We start from the raw sequence: 16,277 nt of genomic DNA, 5'->3' as shown, positions 1-16,277 counted from the left end.
CAGGGGCGAATATGTTATAATATTTACACAAGCAAAGGCGCTTTGAGTAGAAGATACCCAAAGCGCTATTTTTATAATAAGGTAAAAAGGGGTGATAAGCTTGACCACAATGCTCATTTTATCTTCAGTGATAGTGCTGTGCTGTGTGTTTTTCAATAAAATATCGGACAAGTTTGGACTTCCTGCATTGCTGGTGTTCATTCTCCTTGGAATGTTGTTCGGCTCTGACGGGCTTTTTAAAATAGAGTTCGATAACTATAAATTTGCCGAGGAGATATGCTCGGTGGGACTTGTTTTTATAATCTTTTACGGAGGCTTCGGCACGAAATGGAGTGAAGCCAAAAAGGTGGCAGGCAAGTCACTCATACTCGCTTCCGCAGGGGTTTTGCTCACAGCCTTTTCAACGGGAGTATTCTGCAAGCTTGTGCTGGGCTTTGAGTGGCTGGAAAGTCTGCTTATTGGTGCGGTAATAAGCTCCACAGACGCAGCGTCGGTGTTCTCTGTACTTAGAAGCAAAAAGCTGAACCTGCGATACGGTACGGCTTCAATACTGGAGCTTGAAAGCGGAAGCAACGACCCTTGGGCTTATATGCTCACTGTTATAATACTTTCAGTAATGAAAGGCGGTGCGACGGCAGGAGGCTTTGTTGCGAGCTTGCTTGCACAGGTGTTCTTCGGTGTGGGCTTCGGTGCGCTTATATCTTTGGGCGCAGTGTATCTCATAAAACGTGTGCGATTTGACGCCGCAGGCTTTGACGCTATCTTTGTTACTGCCATAGCTATTCTTTCCTATGCTCTGCCCTCGGCGGTGGGTGGAAACGGCTATCTTAGCTGTTACATTGTGGGAATAGTCCTGGGCAACACAAAAATATCAGGCAAAACAGCCCTTGTGCATTTCTTTGACGGAATAACGGGCTTCACACAGATATTGCTGTTTTTCCTACTTGGACTTTTGGCATTCCCGTCACAAATGCCGTCAATAATACTTCCTGCGGCGGCGATAGCATTGTTCCTTACATTCGTTGCAAGACCTGCGGCTGTTACTGTTATCATGAAGCCTTTCGGTGCAAAGTGGAAGCAGATAGCCCTTATCTCATGGGCAGGACTAAGAGGAGCGACCTCCATTGTTTTCGCTATCATGGCGACAGTAGATGACGCATATATGAAAAATGACGTTTTCCATATCGTTTTCTGTATCGTGCTTATGTCTATAGGTATTCAGGGTACGCTTCTGCCGCTGTTTGCTAAAAAGCTCGATATGATAGACGATGAGGAGAACGTAATGAAAACGTTCAATGACTACAGCGACGAAACGGAGGTGCAGTTTATAAAGCTTTCCGTTCAGCCGGACAGCAATTGGGCAGGACGGAAGATAAAGGATATACCGTTTCCGAGAGGTCTGCTTGTGGTTATGATACTCCGTGACAAAGAGAAGATAATACCAACAGGCAAAACCCAGATACTTGCAGGGGACGTTGTGGTGCTGAGTGCGGCAGGCTTTTATGACGACAGCCATTTTGTCCTAAGCGAAATGAACCTTGATAAGCACCACGAGTGGTGCGGTCTGAAAGTGTCAGAGATAACAATGTCAGAGGACAGCCTGATAGTAATGATAAAACGTCAGGGGCGTATACTTATCCCAAACGGCAGGCTGCGGCTGAAAGAAGGGGACGTGCTTGTGGTCACGTCAGGATAGAGAATATGCAGGCGGCGGATTGACTTGCGTTTTGTGTGAGCCGTTTATATGAAAACCACTTTGCTTTTCTTATCAGCTTATTTTCAGTGTCTTTTCATAAAACTATCATATTGAACAGGTATTATATATACAAGGTCAGAGGAACACCGAGAAAGACCTCAGGCAAAAGCTTTGAGCGCTTACTGAAAGTTCCGTCAACCAATTACTCATAATGAGTTTTCATACATGGGCAATGCCGCACAAGGAACGCCTGTCGGCTTTGCACGCAATCTGCTTGCGGATTTTCCGCCATATCACCCAAAAGCTCTTTGACTGGCGTCAGCCAGCCTGCGTCACTTTTAGATGATCTGACGAAAAATCTGACTACGCATCTTACGCACAATCCTTGCGTGGCATTGCCCAATAATTTTCCTTCATTCTTCTTTTCATTTCATCTCGCTGTGCTCTGAATTTTCAGAGTGCGGCAAAAGTGAAATGGCATGGAAAAATACATAACTTTAGCATTCCCCATTCATAATTTTTTCTTCATATTATACTTCTTACTTCTCTGAAAGACCCTGCGGCTTTTGCCGCGGGGTCTTTTGGATTTGTAGAATTTATATCAAAACAAACGTTCTTAACTGTGCATATCGACAAAAAACTTGCTGTCCAAAAAATTACCCCTCAAATTCATGAAGTTGTGTTATCATACATACAGCCCCGAAATAGAAAAATATGAGGATGTGTGTAAAAATGATATGGATAATCATGATGAATGTTTTTATCGTTGCGGCAGGTGCAGGCGGCGACAGGTGGCTTATGAAAACTATAATGAGAATGGTGCTGTTTTTCCTGTTTGTTGCGGTGGCAGAGAGGAACATGGGAGCAGTGTTTGCCGCAGGCATCGTGTTCACAGCGGCATGGGCGGCACTGTCGCTTTTTGAAGCGGAAACCAAAAAGAAACGCCATGCAAATAAGGTCAGACAGTGCCGTGTCAGAAAAGATATAAACCGTACAATACAAATTGAGCAATAATTAACAAAAAAATCACTTATTTTATGGGCTTATGTGTTATAATTAATAATGATTGTAATAATTTAGCCTGAGAGGTGATACAGCTTTTGAAAAATTCTGCTGATTTTGAACTGTATGATAAAATAAAAAAATATAGAAGATCTATTTTGAAAACAAGCGTGTCAGTGATGTTCATTGCTTGTATGCTTGTGTATATCTGTGCCTGCTATTACAGCGGTGTGAACGCATTTCATAAAGAGGCTCAGCTTTGCTCTGCCATAAATGCGGAAGCAGATCAGAACGTGGCTGCCTTTATGAAGAAAATGGAGGACACTGCCAAGCTTATAATGGGTAATGAGGACTATGCGAAATATGATCCTGCTGATACGTCAAAGAGCGAATTTGCTGTGCTTAATGAGGAGAATGCTCTCACTGAGAGGCTTATAGAGCTAAGTACGCTGGGCAACTATACTGATTTTGGCATTGTAAGCAGTAATGAACATAATGTGGGAAAGATAACCGACGGTACAAAGGATATCTTTGATGACGAGATATACAAGAGAATTTCCGCTCTTATGGGGGACAGCAAGATAAAATGGTTCACGGGACAGGACAATAATTACAGGCGTGTGTATTTTGCAGGCAGGATAAATGACGATCTTATTTTTATCTCCTCTGTGTTTTCAACGGAGTTTGATCTTGTTTTTCTGCCCTCTGACAATTACAGCGAGATAAATACCATGCTGTGTGATGACGATGGCAGGATAATCTATGCTAACGACGGAAAAAGAGTTGTCGGCGAAAAGCTCGATGAAAAGCTCTCTAAATTCCTTGAGGGCGGCACCGGAGTCACCGTTTCGGATATGACTACTATCTGTGCTATTGATGATTGCAGTGACGATTGGGTGGTCATTACTACCGTGGATATGTCAGACACTTTGCGCCATTATGTGAGAACAGGGCTTAAATGCCTTGGTATCTTTATTTGCTGCGCAGTCATATTTATTATGATATCTGCGGCAGCGGCGGCGGATAACGATCCGCAGAACGGACCGAAGTTTGGAAAATATCCAAAGGTGGACCAATATACAGGGCTTTTCACTGCGGAATATACCGAAAACAGCATTATGGATAAAATGGAAACTTGTATCTCAGGCTCGACTATCGCATTTATTATCGTGAAAATAACAAATCTGGAGCTTATAAGGCTCAACTATGGCGAGGAGATAGTGGCGGAAGCTGAGCGAAAGGTCGCCGAAATACTGGTGGAGAACCGCAGGGAGGGCGATATCTGCGGAATTTTCAGGGAGGGCGAGTTTGCTCTGTTTGCAGACCACACGGACTTTGACCTTGTTAAAGCTTATGGTAATGTGAGGGCTTATGTTAAAGAGCTTAACGATAAGCTGAAGGAATGTTGCCTTGACGATGACAGGGGCTACATAAAATGTGCAGTGGGTGCGTCGGTCTACCCTGAAACAAGCGATGATTATGATGAGCTTTACGAAATGGCAGAAAAAGCCTGTGAGAAAGCAGAACACAGCGAGGACGCAAGAGCGGTGATATATGATAAAAAAGAGGAAGAGGTGAGCCGTAGTTGAGAACACGCATTGTAAGGTGTGCGGCTTTGACCGCTTCGGCGATCTGCACAGTGACTGTCATGACGGGCTGTGCATTGTCTGAAAGGAGAATGGAGCATACCGTAAAGACCGAGGTGTCCTTCTCGTGGTGGGGCAAGGACGCGCGTAACGAGTATACTCTCGACGGGCTTAAAGCCTATCAGAACAGCAACAAGGACGTTGTGGTAAGACCTGAGTATGCAGACTTTGACGGCTTCAAAACACGAATGGACGTGGAATTTTTCTCTGACACCACCGCAGATATCATGCAGTTAAACTACAGTTGGCTCTATGAATATTCTCCCGACGGCGAGGACTTTTATGACCTTAATGAGCTGTCGGAATACATAAATCTTTCAGCATTTGATGATGACAGCCTTGCATACGGCACTATAAACGGTAAGCTTAACGCCTTGCCTACCGGTACGAACTGTATAACCTTCTACTATAATAAGACGATGTATGACAGATATGGTCTGAGCCTGCCTGAAAATTGGTCTGACCTTATAAATGCGGCAGAGGTCATGAAATCAGACGAGGTGTATCCTGTTGAAATGACGAAAAAGGCGGCTTATCTCAGCTCTGTGGCGTATGTGGAGCAGGTAACGGGAAGAAAAATGTTATCTGACAGCGGTGAGTTTCAGTATACCTCGGAGGACGTAAGGCTCATGCTAGCCTTTTATCAGGAAATGCTGAATAAAAAGGTCACAAAACCTGCGTGGGATTTCGATAGGAACGATCTTGAAAAGTGCCTGACGGCAGGCGTGGCTTCCTGGATATCAGACGCAGAGTATTACTGCGAGCCTGCTCAGAAGTTTGGCTTTAACATCGTTATAGGCGACTATCCAAAGCATAAGCAGGCAGTGAGCAGCGGTTGGTATAAAAAGCCCACTAGCGTTTATGCCATAAAGAAAAATACCAAGTCCCCTGAGGAAGCCGCAAAGCTTCTTGATTATCTTGTGAACGGTGAGGAAATGGCTCTCCTGCAGGGCATGGGAAAGGGCGTGCCTGCGTCAAAGGCGGCATTGGAAGCCCTTGAAGCGAGGGATATGCTTGACGGGATAGAGTATAAAGCCAACGAGAAAATGGCAAACTCAGAGGAGCTTGAAATAATGTCCCCGAAGCTTGAAGATCAGGGGGTACTTGACCTTTTTATAAGCACCTCCGAGTCGCTTTATTATGGCAGGGCGGAGATAGAAAACGCTTCTGAAAATCTGTATAATAAGATGAAGGAATTATACAAATAGTTAAATATGCGAAACAATTAGTGCAAAATGTATTCAAAAATGAATGAGAAGTGTACAGAGTTCACAAAAATAACGAAACTGTTAAATAAGTCTTGACAATTTATTTGTTTTAAGATATAATTAAGAACGATGTAAGGTGATACATCATAAAACGGTGTGTGACAAAGTGTGTGACAGAATTTTTTGTGAGAATGTCAATATAGTGTTACAAATCGTCAAAATGACCGATTGAAAATTAGTTTTTCGTCAAGTTGAACAAAGTTGAGAAAAAATCTGAAAAACTATTGACATTTTGGACAAGATGATGTATACTTTAATCATGGTGATAAGGAGAACACAAAGAACTCCGAAAGCCACTTAATTATTGGAAAGTAGCTGCTTAAATCGGCTTGCAGCTCTTTTATAAACAAATTTATTTAATTTATTATGGAGGGATTTTCTATGAAGAAATCTAACAGAAAAGGTTTCACCCTTGTAGAGCTCGTAGTTGTTATCGCTATCATCGGTATCCTTGCAGCTATCCTCGTTCCTACAATGATGAACTATGTAAAGAAGTCAAAGCTCAAGACAGCTAACTCAAACGCTAAGCTCGTTTTCACAACTGTAAACAACGAAGCTGCTGATATGCTCGTTGAGGGTACATCAGTAACATCTGATGCTTCAATGAAGGTTACATCAGGTAAGGGTAACAAGATTAAGGAGAATTTTGGTGGCACTGATGATACTGCAAAGGCTAAGCTTGCTTCTGCAGTTTGGAATGCACTTAAGGACAATGGTGATGGCGCTGGCTATTGCGTATATGTTCTTGGCGATGATGGTAACGTTACATTTGCTCAGTGGTCTGACGTTGAGAACCCAACAGGTGGAGTTCTTGGCCAGTATCCAAACCCATGTAGCAAGCCTGACAATGCTAATGAGCCATTCGCTGATACAGCATACACAAAGGATTCTTGGGCTGCAGGTGACTAATTTACAATTAAAGCGTTTTGAGAACCGCTCATTTGAGCGGTTCTTTTTTTGTCTGAAAATATATAAAATAGCCAATAAGAATAGTTTGCCTTTGTGCAAATGGTAAAATTGAGTAATAAAGCTTGCCTTTTCCTTGACAAAATCGGGTAAATTTTGTATAATATACTTGTCGAAATATTAAATGGGGATCAATATTCCGATGAAAGAATTGAGGGAAAGACATGAATAAAAAAGGCTTTACTTTGGTGGAGCTTGTGGTGGTTATTGCCATTATCGGCGTGCTTGCGGCTATTCTTGTGCCAACTATGATGAGTTATATCAAAAAGGCAAAGCTTAAAAGCGCAAACAGCAATGCAAAGATAGTGTTCAATACTGTAAATGCGGTCGTTACTGATATGCAGTGTGAGGGAAAAGATATTGATGTCAGCTCTTGCACGGCTGTTGTTGATTGCACCGCCGAGCCTGACTCTTCAAAAAAACTTGAAAAAGCTGTCCATGATGCACTTAATGGAAATGGTGACAATGCAGGCTATGCTTATTGGATCGCAGGGGAGGACGGCAGATATAAGCTTGCACAGTGGTGTGATACAAGTTCGCCAAGGTCTAAAGGCATTGTAGGGCAGTATCCTGACCCTGTGAACAAACCTGACGATCTCCCTGAGAATTTCAGTTGGGGCATTAAATTCTGAAACTATTGACGATCTGTCATTGCCGTGGAATAATTAAGATAACAAAAAAGAGGCATACTGCTGTAAGCGGTTTACCTCCAGTTGGTTAAATTTTGTTTATAACCGTCCTATGTGGTAGTGGGGCGGTTATTTCTTTTTATTGCTGACATTGAGCATAAGCCCGATTATGTCAATATTTGTCGCAAAAAGTTTCACAAAAACATTGACTAATTTCTTAATAAATGGTATAATTTATATGTCAATTATTTTTTTGGAGGATATTAATGAAAGAGAAATTTAAAAGCTGGGCGTTCAGCAAAGAGCATGGAAAATGCGATGTTATAACGCTGATAATATACCTGCTTGGCGTTTGCACTGTATCGTTTTTTCACGAACCGTGGTTTGATGAAGCTCAGGCGTGGGCGATTGCACGTTCGGGAACTATAAAGGAGATACTTTTTGGGATACCACACTATGAGGGTCACCCGCCACTGTGGCATTTGATATTGGTGCCTTTCGCAAAGCTTGGCGCTCCCTATGAGCTGTCCCTTGCGGCAGTAAATATATTTTTTATGACCCTTGCTGTGGCGGTCTTGCTTTTCAAGTCGCCTTTTCCAAAGCTGATACGTTGTCTGTTGCCGTTTAACTTCTTCTTGTTTTATCAGTACGGCGTTATAAGCAGACCCTATTGCATACTTGTGCTTGCGATTTTCCTTGCGGCAGTGTGCTATAAGAATAGAAATGAACACCCTGTAAAATATCTTTTATGCCTTGCACTCATGTGCGCTGTGCATTTAATGGGAATCATCATGGCTGGCTCGTTTTGTATCATATGGCTATGTGAGATTTTTTCAGATAAATACAAGGCAGGGAAGTTATCTGACGTTTTAAAAGATAAACGTTGTTGGCTGATGTTGGCTTTGCTTGCGTTTGTTGTTGCGATTTTGATTGAGATTTACCCTAATCATGATACATATACCTTTAAAAGCACAAATAATGATGAATTATTTGGAGTTGAGTTGAGTCCTAAATTGATTTTTGGTTTCTTTTTGGTACTAGCAGAGGCAACTATCGGTCAGAAACCAGATTCTTTTTTGTATGTATATGACTATATCAGTGCAATACCGCTTTTCTTATTGGCTGTAACGCTTTTTGTGTTGTGCGTAATGATATTTCGTGCAAATAAAAAGCTTTCACTATTTTTATTAACATACACATTTTTTGCAGGCTTTTGCATATTGATTTATTCCTCAAGGTATCACATAGGTCTATTAACTGCGTTTTTGATATTTATGTTTTGGATAATACTAGATGAAAATGGTGCTATTAATTGTCCAGATGCTCTTAAAAAATCAGCAAATAAAATTAATAAAAGCTTGCTCAAAGCAATTAAATGTGCGTCATCATTGATACTTATAATTCCTTTGTTTTGGAGTATGGTTTCATCATATAACGATATATGTTATCCGTATTGGATTCGTGGTGTAGCAGATTTTATAAAGGAGAATAATTTAGAGGGGTATAAAATACTATGTCAATGGAATCAACAGGTTGATGGAGATGAAGCTGAGTATTCTGGATTGGGATATGATGATTCTAATATACCATGGGTTGACTATCCGAACATTCAAGGCGTAGCAGCTGCGTTGGATCCTTATTTTGACCATAATATTTTTTATAATTTCAATATTGATAAACCTGCACAAACTTATGTTACACATAGATCAACAACAGAAAATGAAAACAAAGAGATATTTGCAAAATGGAATAATGTCGGACTTCCTGATGTAGTTATTGGAAGATGTGGTGTTACGAGGGCATTTCCTGATATTAACGTTGATGATTATGTTGCGGTTGCACAAGTTCACGAGTATATGACATTTAAATTTGAAAAGAGTGAAAATTATATAACCATCTATGTAACGAAAGACCTGTTCAATAAGATCGGCACTCTTGAAGAATTGACCGCCCAAAAGCTATACTAGGAACGATATGACAAAAAGTTTGTTTTTGGATTAATTATCCGAAAACACTTTATTTTCCCTTAATGATGTGTTAAAATAATACATAAAACAGGAAACGTTTTACGATGGAGATTTTAATGTGAAAAAGCTTGACCTTGATAAGATAATAAAATTTGTATTGACTTCTGGAATAGGTTTTTTGCTTGATTTCATATCCTACTTTATGATGACGCAACTAATAAATATCAGTGTTGTTTATGCGAATTTTACAAGCTCAATAGTAGGCGCAACATTTGTTTTCATAGTTTCTACGAGAAAGATATTTATACATGATAATGCAAAGATCCCATTAATGTGCAAATATATTTTGTATATAATGTATCAGCTTATCATGATAACGGTGGCGTCGTTGCTGATCTCTTATGTAAATAAATTTCTGTCAGCATCAACGGATATATCATTGATAGTTAAATACAGCAAAATGTTATCGAAGATTTTGGTAACGCCGCTGACGCTTTCGTGCAACTATATTTTTATGAGAACGATTTCCAAGCTGTAATATGACATATATCGATGAAGGAGAAGCGTTATGAAGAAAGATAAGATCATGGTGTTTATACCTGTCTATAATTGTGAGAAGCAGATCACGAGAGTGCTTTCACAAATCAATGACGATGTGCTTACATATGTTGATGAGATCATTGTGGTAAACAATTTAAGCACGGATAATACAGTAAAGGTTACACAGGATTACCTATTGAAGCATAGAGAACTTCCCTGTAAGATAATAAATAATAATGCAAATTTTAATCTTGGCGGATCACACAAAGTTGCCTTCAATTATGCTTTAGAAAATGGTTTTGATTACGTCATTGTCCTCCATGGCGACGATCAGGCTGATATCAGAGACTATTTGCCGATCTTGAAAAAGAGAAGTTATAAAAGGGCTGATTGCGTTTTGGGCGGTAGATTTGAATCAAGATCTCGCCTGATAGGCTATTCAAAAAAGCGTATACTTGGAAACCATGTCTTTAATCTTATCTATTCACTGGCAGCTGGAAAGTCTATAAGAGATATGGGCTCAGGACTTAATATGTATAGCACCAATATGCTCAAAAGTAAATTTTACATTGGTCTGTCAGATTCGCTGTATTTCAATGCCGAAATGCTGCTGTTTTCAGCATATTATAATGTTGATTTCAAGTTTTATCCGATCACATGGCGTGAGGAAGATCAGGTATCAAATGCAAAATTATTTAATTTGTCATATAATTTGTTTGTCATGGCTTTGCGATATAGGCTTAACAAAAAGAAGTATATAGATTCCTACTGCAAAAAAGATATATATGAGGGAAAAATCATTTTTGATAATACTGCTGGGGGAGAGCAATGAAAAATTTTCATTTAATAATGCCAATGGGCGGCAAGGGACAACGCTTTTTCAATGACGGATATGTAGTCCCTAAACCATTGATCGAGATAAATAATAGACCGTTCTTCTATTGGTCAACTATGTCCATACTAAAGTATAATCCAGATTGTGACGTTACTTTTGTTGTGTTGAGAGAACATATAGAGAAGTTCGATATAAAAAATCGCATATTATCGTATTTTTCACAGGCTAGGGTGGAGATAATACCTGAAGTTCTTGCAGGTGCAGTGCTGACCTGTATGGCAGGTGTAGAAAATATCAATGACGATCGTCCTATCTTGTTTAATGACTGCGATCACATGTTTTGTTGCTCTGAGTTCAATTTTATGGATAAAAAAAGTGCGGCAAAGTATGACGGCTTGTTGTTCACGTTCAAATCAGATCTGCCGCAGTTCAGCTATGCTTTGTGTGATGAAAATGGTGTTGTTATTAGAACTCAGGAGAAAGTTGTTATTAGTGAAAATGCAATATGCGGAGCATATTATTTCAGAAATAAGGACATTTTTCTTGAAAACGCCAAGAGATATTTGTCGGAGTGCGAATATAGTGAATATTTTATGAGCGGCGTGTATAACAGCATGATAAAGAATAAACTTATATCCGGCGTAGTGGGTACGGATTATCATATATCGTTTGGTACACCTGCTGAGTATCAGGACGCAGTTGACAGACTGGAATTTGGAGAGCTGCTATGAACATTCTTATGTTTTTAGCTGCGCTGGCTGTGATAACTCTTGGACACTTTTTTAGAATTAGGCGTTGGAAAAGTTTTATATCGGTCTATGAAGATTCACATGATTCAGACTTGATGTTTTGCACAGGAATAGGTTATTTGGTGGATAATGTTCTGCCATTCCATGTGGGCGATATTGTCAGAGCAGCGATAATTGGCAAAAAACTAAAAAATGGTGCTGCATTTTCTCTTGCCGTGATAATCATAGATAGGATCTTAGATGTTTTCGTTGTAGCGTTCATTTATGGGACGATTTTTTTTGTCTCAGGGAAAAATCTGATGAATTTTATTTTCTTCACCGGTTTTTCAGCACTGCTACTGTTTTTTCTTGGGTTGTCGGTTACATTTAGCAAACGTTTCAAAAAGTGTGTGCTTGTATTTTCCTCAATATTTAATACGAAGATCCAGCTTTGCATCTTAGAATTTGTGTGGTCTTTTATCTGTACCATACGCAATACAGTGAAAAAGATCGACAAAACAAAGCTTGTTCTGAGAACACTTTGTATGTGGTCTTGCTACATTTTGTCATATCTGATGTATTCAAATTGCTTAAAAAACACGTCTTTCGTAGATGTTTTCAATAATTTGTTCAGCATAGATTCTTATTCTCCATTTGTTGATTGTGTACGTCATGGCTTTTCTCACTATTATTTTATTTTCCTGCTTTTTAATTTCCTCACTTGTGTGTCTATAATAGTGGTCGCATTTTTTGAAAAATTCAAAAAATGCAGCTCTGAGAATAAAGGAGAGCTTATTATACCATATACAAATGAAAACAGCTGTCTTGACTTTTTGAAAATATATTTCTCAGATATCCGTGATAAAAATTATATTGACCGGTTTCTTGAAATAAATAAAGATGTAATTATATTGAGAAACTGTTCAGCAGGTTCAAATGCAACAACTTTGCAATGTATAAAAAGCGGAAGAATGGTGTATCGGAAGTATGCCTTTGGCAGTGACGGTGAAAAATTATTTGAACAGGTAAAGTGGCTTCAAAATAATAAAGATCAGCTGTATGTTACTGAGATCCTAGATGCGTATCAGAAAAATAATGTTTGTTACTATGATATGCCGTATCTTGGTGATTCTATAGGTTTGTTTGATTACATACATTCTATGCCTTTGGAGAGTTCTTGGAGAATAATGGAGAGCGTAGTCAGCGATCTTGAAAGCAATTATTCTAAGAAATATAGTTTCAAGGCTGACGCTGATACAATAAGGCAGTATTATGATAAAAAGATTAGGTCCAACATAGATAAAATAATGAATGCACACGTTTTGAGCGAATTGACAAACTATGAAAAGGTTGTCATCAACGGTGAAACATATGATAATCTGACAATGTTTCTTGACAAATTATACTCCTTTGACTTTTGGAAAGAAATATTTGAAAATGACTATTATTCAGATATCCATGGAGATTTGACAGTAGAAAATATTGTGTGCAATATTAATTATCCTAAAGGGTATTATCTTATTGACCCAAATGGCGGAAATATCCATTCGTCGCCTAACCTTGACTATTCAAAGCTTCTGCAATCGCTTCATGGAAATTATGAGTTCTTTATGCACACTGCAAAGGTCAAAGTTAATAAAAATGAGATATCGTTTAAGATAACAAGAACTACATCATATGACGTATTGTATAAAAGGCTTGATAAGTATCTAAAAGACACGTTTGATGCCAAGAGAGTCAAAAGCATATATTTTCACGAGATAGTGCATTGGCTAAGATTGATGCCGTATAAAATAAATAATGACAGTGATCGTGCAGCAATGTTTTATGCAGGTCTTGTAATGGTCGTAAATGATATTTTTGAGGAGTTTGATAATATTGACAAAAGGATCGGAATTAAAGCTTGCAATGTTTGACCTAGATGGTACGCTTTTTGATACGAACAAGGCAAATTATCTTTCCTATAAAGAAGCCTGCAACGGTTTCTGCGATGTAAGCGAGGATTTTTTTTACGAGCATTGTATGGGAAAAAGCTATAAGACTTTTTTGCCCCTCTTAGGAGTGCAGAATAAAGAAAATATAGAATTGATACATAAACGGAAAAGTGATAATTATAAGAGCTTTTTCTATTTTATACGTCCTAATTTTTCACTTCTGAAGATAGCTGAACTGTTTAAGACAAATGGTATAAAGATCGCAATAATAACAACCGCGTCAAGAAGCAATACTTCAGCGCTTTTGAAGTTTTTCGATTATGATGATTTTTTTGATCTGGTGGTCACACAGGAAATGACAGATAAGACAAAACCTTTTCCTGACGGGTATCTTTATGCCATGAAGTATTTTCATTGCACGTCTGACGAAAGTATTATATTCGAAGATTCTGACATTGGATTGCAAGCTGCTCTTAATACAGAAACTGCGGTATATAAAATAGTACGCTTTTGAAGGGTGACACAATGAAAAATAAAACCAGAAATTTGATATCTGTGCTTGTAATAGTGCTGTATTCAATATTGTTCTTTGCTGTTATTTTGTCAAAGAATAGAAGTTCCCTTTATGTTGATGATAATATTCTTCAGTGGGGACCTGTTATAAATAAAGCATTTGATAATATTTTCAGCGGTAAGGGCATACCATATTGGAATTTTTATCAGTATAAAGGCATAAACATTTTCAGCAGCGGTTATTATGGCTTGTTGAATCCCTTTATGTATGTTTCCTATGCCATAAGCCATTATCTTTTAAACGGCTTTCTTGAAACGCTAATTGTTTATGAAATAATTATGTATATGCTTGGTAATCTTATGATGTATAAGATACTGAGAACATTAAATTTGAAGCGTAGTACGATAATAATAGCGATGCTTACATATTCAACAAGTATAATTTTTTTCCTTTTCAGCTTTTATTATTTTACTTTCAATAATTATTTCTTTATGCCGTTTTTAATGTGGACCTTTATTCAGACCAACTCCAAAAGGACCCGCTATTTTATTCCTGGCATAGTTTTAGCTTTTTCCCTGTTAATGGGCCATGTTCAATTCAGCTGTTATTATGTAATGGTATACTGTATTTTTCAAGTGGTCGCTTCTGTCCAAAAGAAAAAGTTAAAAGAATTAGTTCCGTTACTAATCAACTTGGTAATATTTACAGGGTTGTCATGCGGAATCATAATCGGTTCTATGAAAGTTTCAGGCGACAGAAGTCTGATACTTTCTGGCTATGGCAACAATGATTTCTTCTCGCAGGACATATCTATTTCAAGCGTTTTTAAACCTATTTATATAGTTCTATTTAATGATAAAATAGTAAAGCGTGATTATTATATGAACTATATTGGTTTGGGCTTTTTTGCTTGGTTTTGTTTGATGTATGCTACACCGATCTTAAAAAAGCTGCACGAAAAGACAGAATACGGCATACATTTAGCCATTAATAAGTTGGCGTCACACGAACAAATAGGCAAGAAGCCAAAAATGATGTTGTATGGGTTGCTTTACTTTGCAGCTTTAAGAATAGTTGTATATTATTTGTTTGAGCAATATCATTACTCGCCAATAGCAGATGCCGTGCTTGTTGTTCTAACTGCAGTCAGTGTTGTGTGTTTGTTGGTTCGTGACCAAAAATCTGATACCCATTACCTGACTTCGCATAAATTAAGAACAGGCTGTGTGCTGTTTTTAATTCTGCTGTTTCTTGTACTAAAGCTAGATATTGTATTATATCTTGCTGTCATAGTATACTATATTTACTTCTTTATAAAAGGAAAATGTCAAAATGAATATAACGAGTCTGAGAAACTTATGCACTGTTTCCTTTTTGCGGCGGCGTTCTTTGTTATAATGGCAGAGGGAAGTGGGCATGGCATTGCTGATATATTAAGTCACCTACCTTTTATCCGTGAATTTCGATTTCTGTATAAATGTTCGTTTATTTATGTGCCGCTCATAATAGTGACGGGGGCGTATAAGCTGGACGGCATAAAAAAATATTATAAAACAGCTATAATTGCTTCAATAATAAGCTCCGTTTCTTCATTCGTTATTGTACTCTATTTCATGCTCTCTGGCAATCATGTATACATTAACAATAAGCACTATGATTATTGGGATTATAAGAACATTAAGTCAGAAGTTGAAATCATGCTTGATGAAAACCATATAGACAATAATTACAGATTTCTTACGATAGGAAAGACTTATAGAGATAACGTGACGTATTACAATAACCCCATTGAATATAGTTCTAAAATATGTTTTTATGGTTTTACAAAAAATATCGGCACTGAGTATGGCTTGTTTTCCTTAAACGGTTATGATAATATATTTTCCAAGAAAGGCTTTGATCAGAGCAATGCGATAATGAGCAGTATCACAGATGAAGGTATGATGTGCAATATGGTAGCATCACCATTAAGTTATCTGCAATATATGAAAGAACCCGAATGGATAAATAAGTTTGAAGATCAGATGATATCAAACGGAGTAAAATATGTTCTGGTCGATAAAAATAGTCTGAAAGCTATCGAAGCATTTACCAAAGTCATCGAAAAATGCCCTAAATTGACAATATCAAATGTACATGATTGGACACGTGGTATGGAGCTTATAGAAATAGACGGAGTCTCTCCTATCTGTTCCTATGGGGATAATATTGAAATTCCAATAAAAGCAGATTTGGATACGCTAAATTTTGATACTGACTTTGCTAAGGATACCGAGATAGTTGTATCAATGACCTACGTTGATAATTACAAATTGACATTATATCAAGACGGAAGATCAGTAGGAGATGCTGAACTGTCAGAAACCTCGGATGGCTATATTTCAGCAGTTATACCTAAGGGTAATTATACAGTGCAATTAAGCTATGAAAACAAGGAAATGGATATAACAGTGCTCATTGCCATATTCACAACAATAATTACATCGGCAGCAACCATTTATTTGTTTTTGGATAAAAGCTCCAAGACAATTAGCACTTGATTTGTATATATC

General features: G+C 38.2%; 13 protein-coding genes. All 13 read left to right on the top strand.

Features of this window, described 5'->3' with window-relative positions:
* Nucleotides 1-109: 109 nt before the first annotated feature.
* Nucleotides 110-1,696: a potassium/proton antiporter gene (locus tag DWW81_RS04890; protein WP_242989569.1), complete on the top strand. Its 1,587-nt coding sequence runs from the start codon at nt 110-112 to the stop codon at nt 1,694-1,696.
* Between the two features lie 732 nt (nt 1,697-2,428).
* The gene (locus DWW81_RS04880) at nt 2,429-2,710 is read left to right on the top strand and encodes a hypothetical protein (RefSeq protein WP_117896909.1); all 282 of its coding nucleotides are present in this window, start codon (nt 2,429-2,431) and stop codon (nt 2,708-2,710) included.
* Nucleotides 2,711-2,796: 86 nt separating this feature from the next.
* Entirely contained in the window at nt 2,797-4,287 is a 1,491-nt protein-coding gene (locus DWW81_RS04875) for a diguanylate cyclase (protein ID WP_117896908.1), read from the top strand.
* On the top strand, nt 4,284-5,552 hold the full coding sequence (locus DWW81_RS04870; RefSeq protein WP_117896907.1) for an ABC transporter substrate-binding protein: 1,269 nt from the start codon (nt 4,284-4,286) through the stop codon (nt 5,550-5,552). The genes DWW81_RS04875 and DWW81_RS04870 overlap by 4 nt, the downstream gene beginning before the upstream one ends.
* Before the next feature lie 441 nt (nt 5,553-5,993).
* Nucleotides 5,994-6,521 (top strand): prepilin-type N-terminal cleavage/methylation domain-containing protein, encoded by a 528-nt coding sequence (locus DWW81_RS04865; RefSeq protein ID WP_242991647.1) that lies wholly within the window; start codon nt 5,994-5,996, stop codon nt 6,519-6,521.
* Nucleotides 6,522-6,742: 221 nt separating this feature from the next.
* Nucleotides 6,743-7,210, top strand: coding sequence for a type II secretion system protein (locus tag DWW81_RS13685; RefSeq protein WP_117896905.1), 468 nt, complete (start codon nt 6,743-6,745; stop codon nt 7,208-7,210).
* A gap of 263 nt (nt 7,211-7,473) precedes the next feature.
* A complete protein-coding gene (locus DWW81_RS04855) occupies nt 7,474-9,174 on the top strand; it encodes a hypothetical protein (RefSeq protein ID WP_117896904.1) in 1,701 nt (566 codons plus the stop codon).
* 118 nt (nt 9,175-9,292) lie between these two features.
* A complete protein-coding gene (locus DWW81_RS04850) occupies nt 9,293-9,712 on the top strand; it encodes a GtrA family protein (protein WP_181982666.1) in 420 nt (139 codons plus the stop codon).
* A gap of 30 nt (nt 9,713-9,742) precedes the next feature.
* Nucleotides 9,743-10,546 carry a glycosyltransferase family 2 protein gene (locus DWW81_RS04845; protein ID WP_117896902.1) on the top strand — a complete coding sequence of 268 codons (804 nt, stop codon included), beginning with the start codon at nt 9,743-9,745 and terminating at the stop codon, nt 10,544-10,546.
* The gene (locus DWW81_RS04840; RefSeq protein ID WP_117896901.1) at nt 10,543-11,280 is read left to right on the top strand and encodes a sugar phosphate nucleotidyltransferase; all 738 of its coding nucleotides are present in this window, start codon (nt 10,543-10,545) and stop codon (nt 11,278-11,280) included. Before DWW81_RS04845 ends, DWW81_RS04840 begins: the two co-directional genes overlap by 4 nt.
* A gap of 908 nt (nt 11,281-12,188) precedes the next feature.
* Complete coding sequence (locus tag DWW81_RS13525; RefSeq protein ID WP_242989565.1) at nt 12,189-13,193, top strand: hypothetical protein; 1,005 nt, start codon at nt 12,189-12,191, stop codon at nt 13,191-13,193.
* Nucleotides 13,156-13,725 (top strand): HAD hydrolase-like protein, encoded by a 570-nt coding sequence (locus tag DWW81_RS04830; RefSeq protein WP_181982665.1) that lies wholly within the window; start codon nt 13,156-13,158, stop codon nt 13,723-13,725. Before DWW81_RS13525 ends, DWW81_RS04830 begins: the two co-directional genes overlap by 38 nt.
* Before the next feature lie 11 nt (nt 13,726-13,736).
* Nucleotides 13,737-16,265 (top strand): hypothetical protein, encoded by a 2,529-nt coding sequence (locus tag DWW81_RS04825; protein ID WP_117896898.1) that lies wholly within the window; start codon nt 13,737-13,739, stop codon nt 16,263-16,265.
* Nucleotides 16,266-16,277 lie beyond the last annotated feature (12 nt).

The sequence above is a fragment of the Ruminococcus sp. AF17-1AC genome, from assembly GCF_003461385.1.
GTDB classification, from domain to species: Bacteria; Bacillota; Clostridia; order Oscillospirales; family Ruminococcaceae; genus Hominimerdicola; species Hominimerdicola aceti.
The sequence above is the reverse complement of the archived record's forward strand: the minus strand, read 5'-3'. Positions and strand labels throughout refer to the sequence as shown.

Bases quoted from the DNA above. Each gene is read 5' to 3' on its own strand.
- DWW81_RS04845 (WP_117896902.1), top strand. From the start codon at position 9,743: ATGAAGAAAGATAAGATCATGGTGTTTATACCTGTCTATAATTGTGAG.
- DWW81_RS04825 (WP_117896898.1), top strand. From the start codon at position 13,737: ATGAAAAATAAAACCAGAAATTTGATATCTGTGCTTGTAATAGTGCTG.
- DWW81_RS04890 (WP_242989569.1), top strand. From the start codon at position 110: ATGCTCATTTTATCTTCAGTGATAGTGCTGTGCTGTGTGTTTTTCAAT.
- DWW81_RS04880 (WP_117896909.1), top strand. From the start codon at position 2,429: ATGATATGGATAATCATGATGAATGTTTTTATCGTTGCGGCAGGTGCA.
- DWW81_RS04855 (WP_117896904.1), top strand. From the start codon at position 7,474: ATGAAAGAGAAATTTAAAAGCTGGGCGTTCAGCAAAGAGCATGGAAAA.
- DWW81_RS04840 (WP_117896901.1), top strand. From the start codon at position 10,543: ATGAAAAATTTTCATTTAATAATGCCAATGGGCGGCAAGGGACAACGC.
- DWW81_RS04865 (WP_242991647.1), top strand. From the start codon at position 5,994: ATGAAGAAATCTAACAGAAAAGGTTTCACCCTTGTAGAGCTCGTAGTT.
- DWW81_RS13685 (WP_117896905.1), top strand. From the start codon at position 6,743: ATGAATAAAAAAGGCTTTACTTTGGTGGAGCTTGTGGTGGTTATTGCC.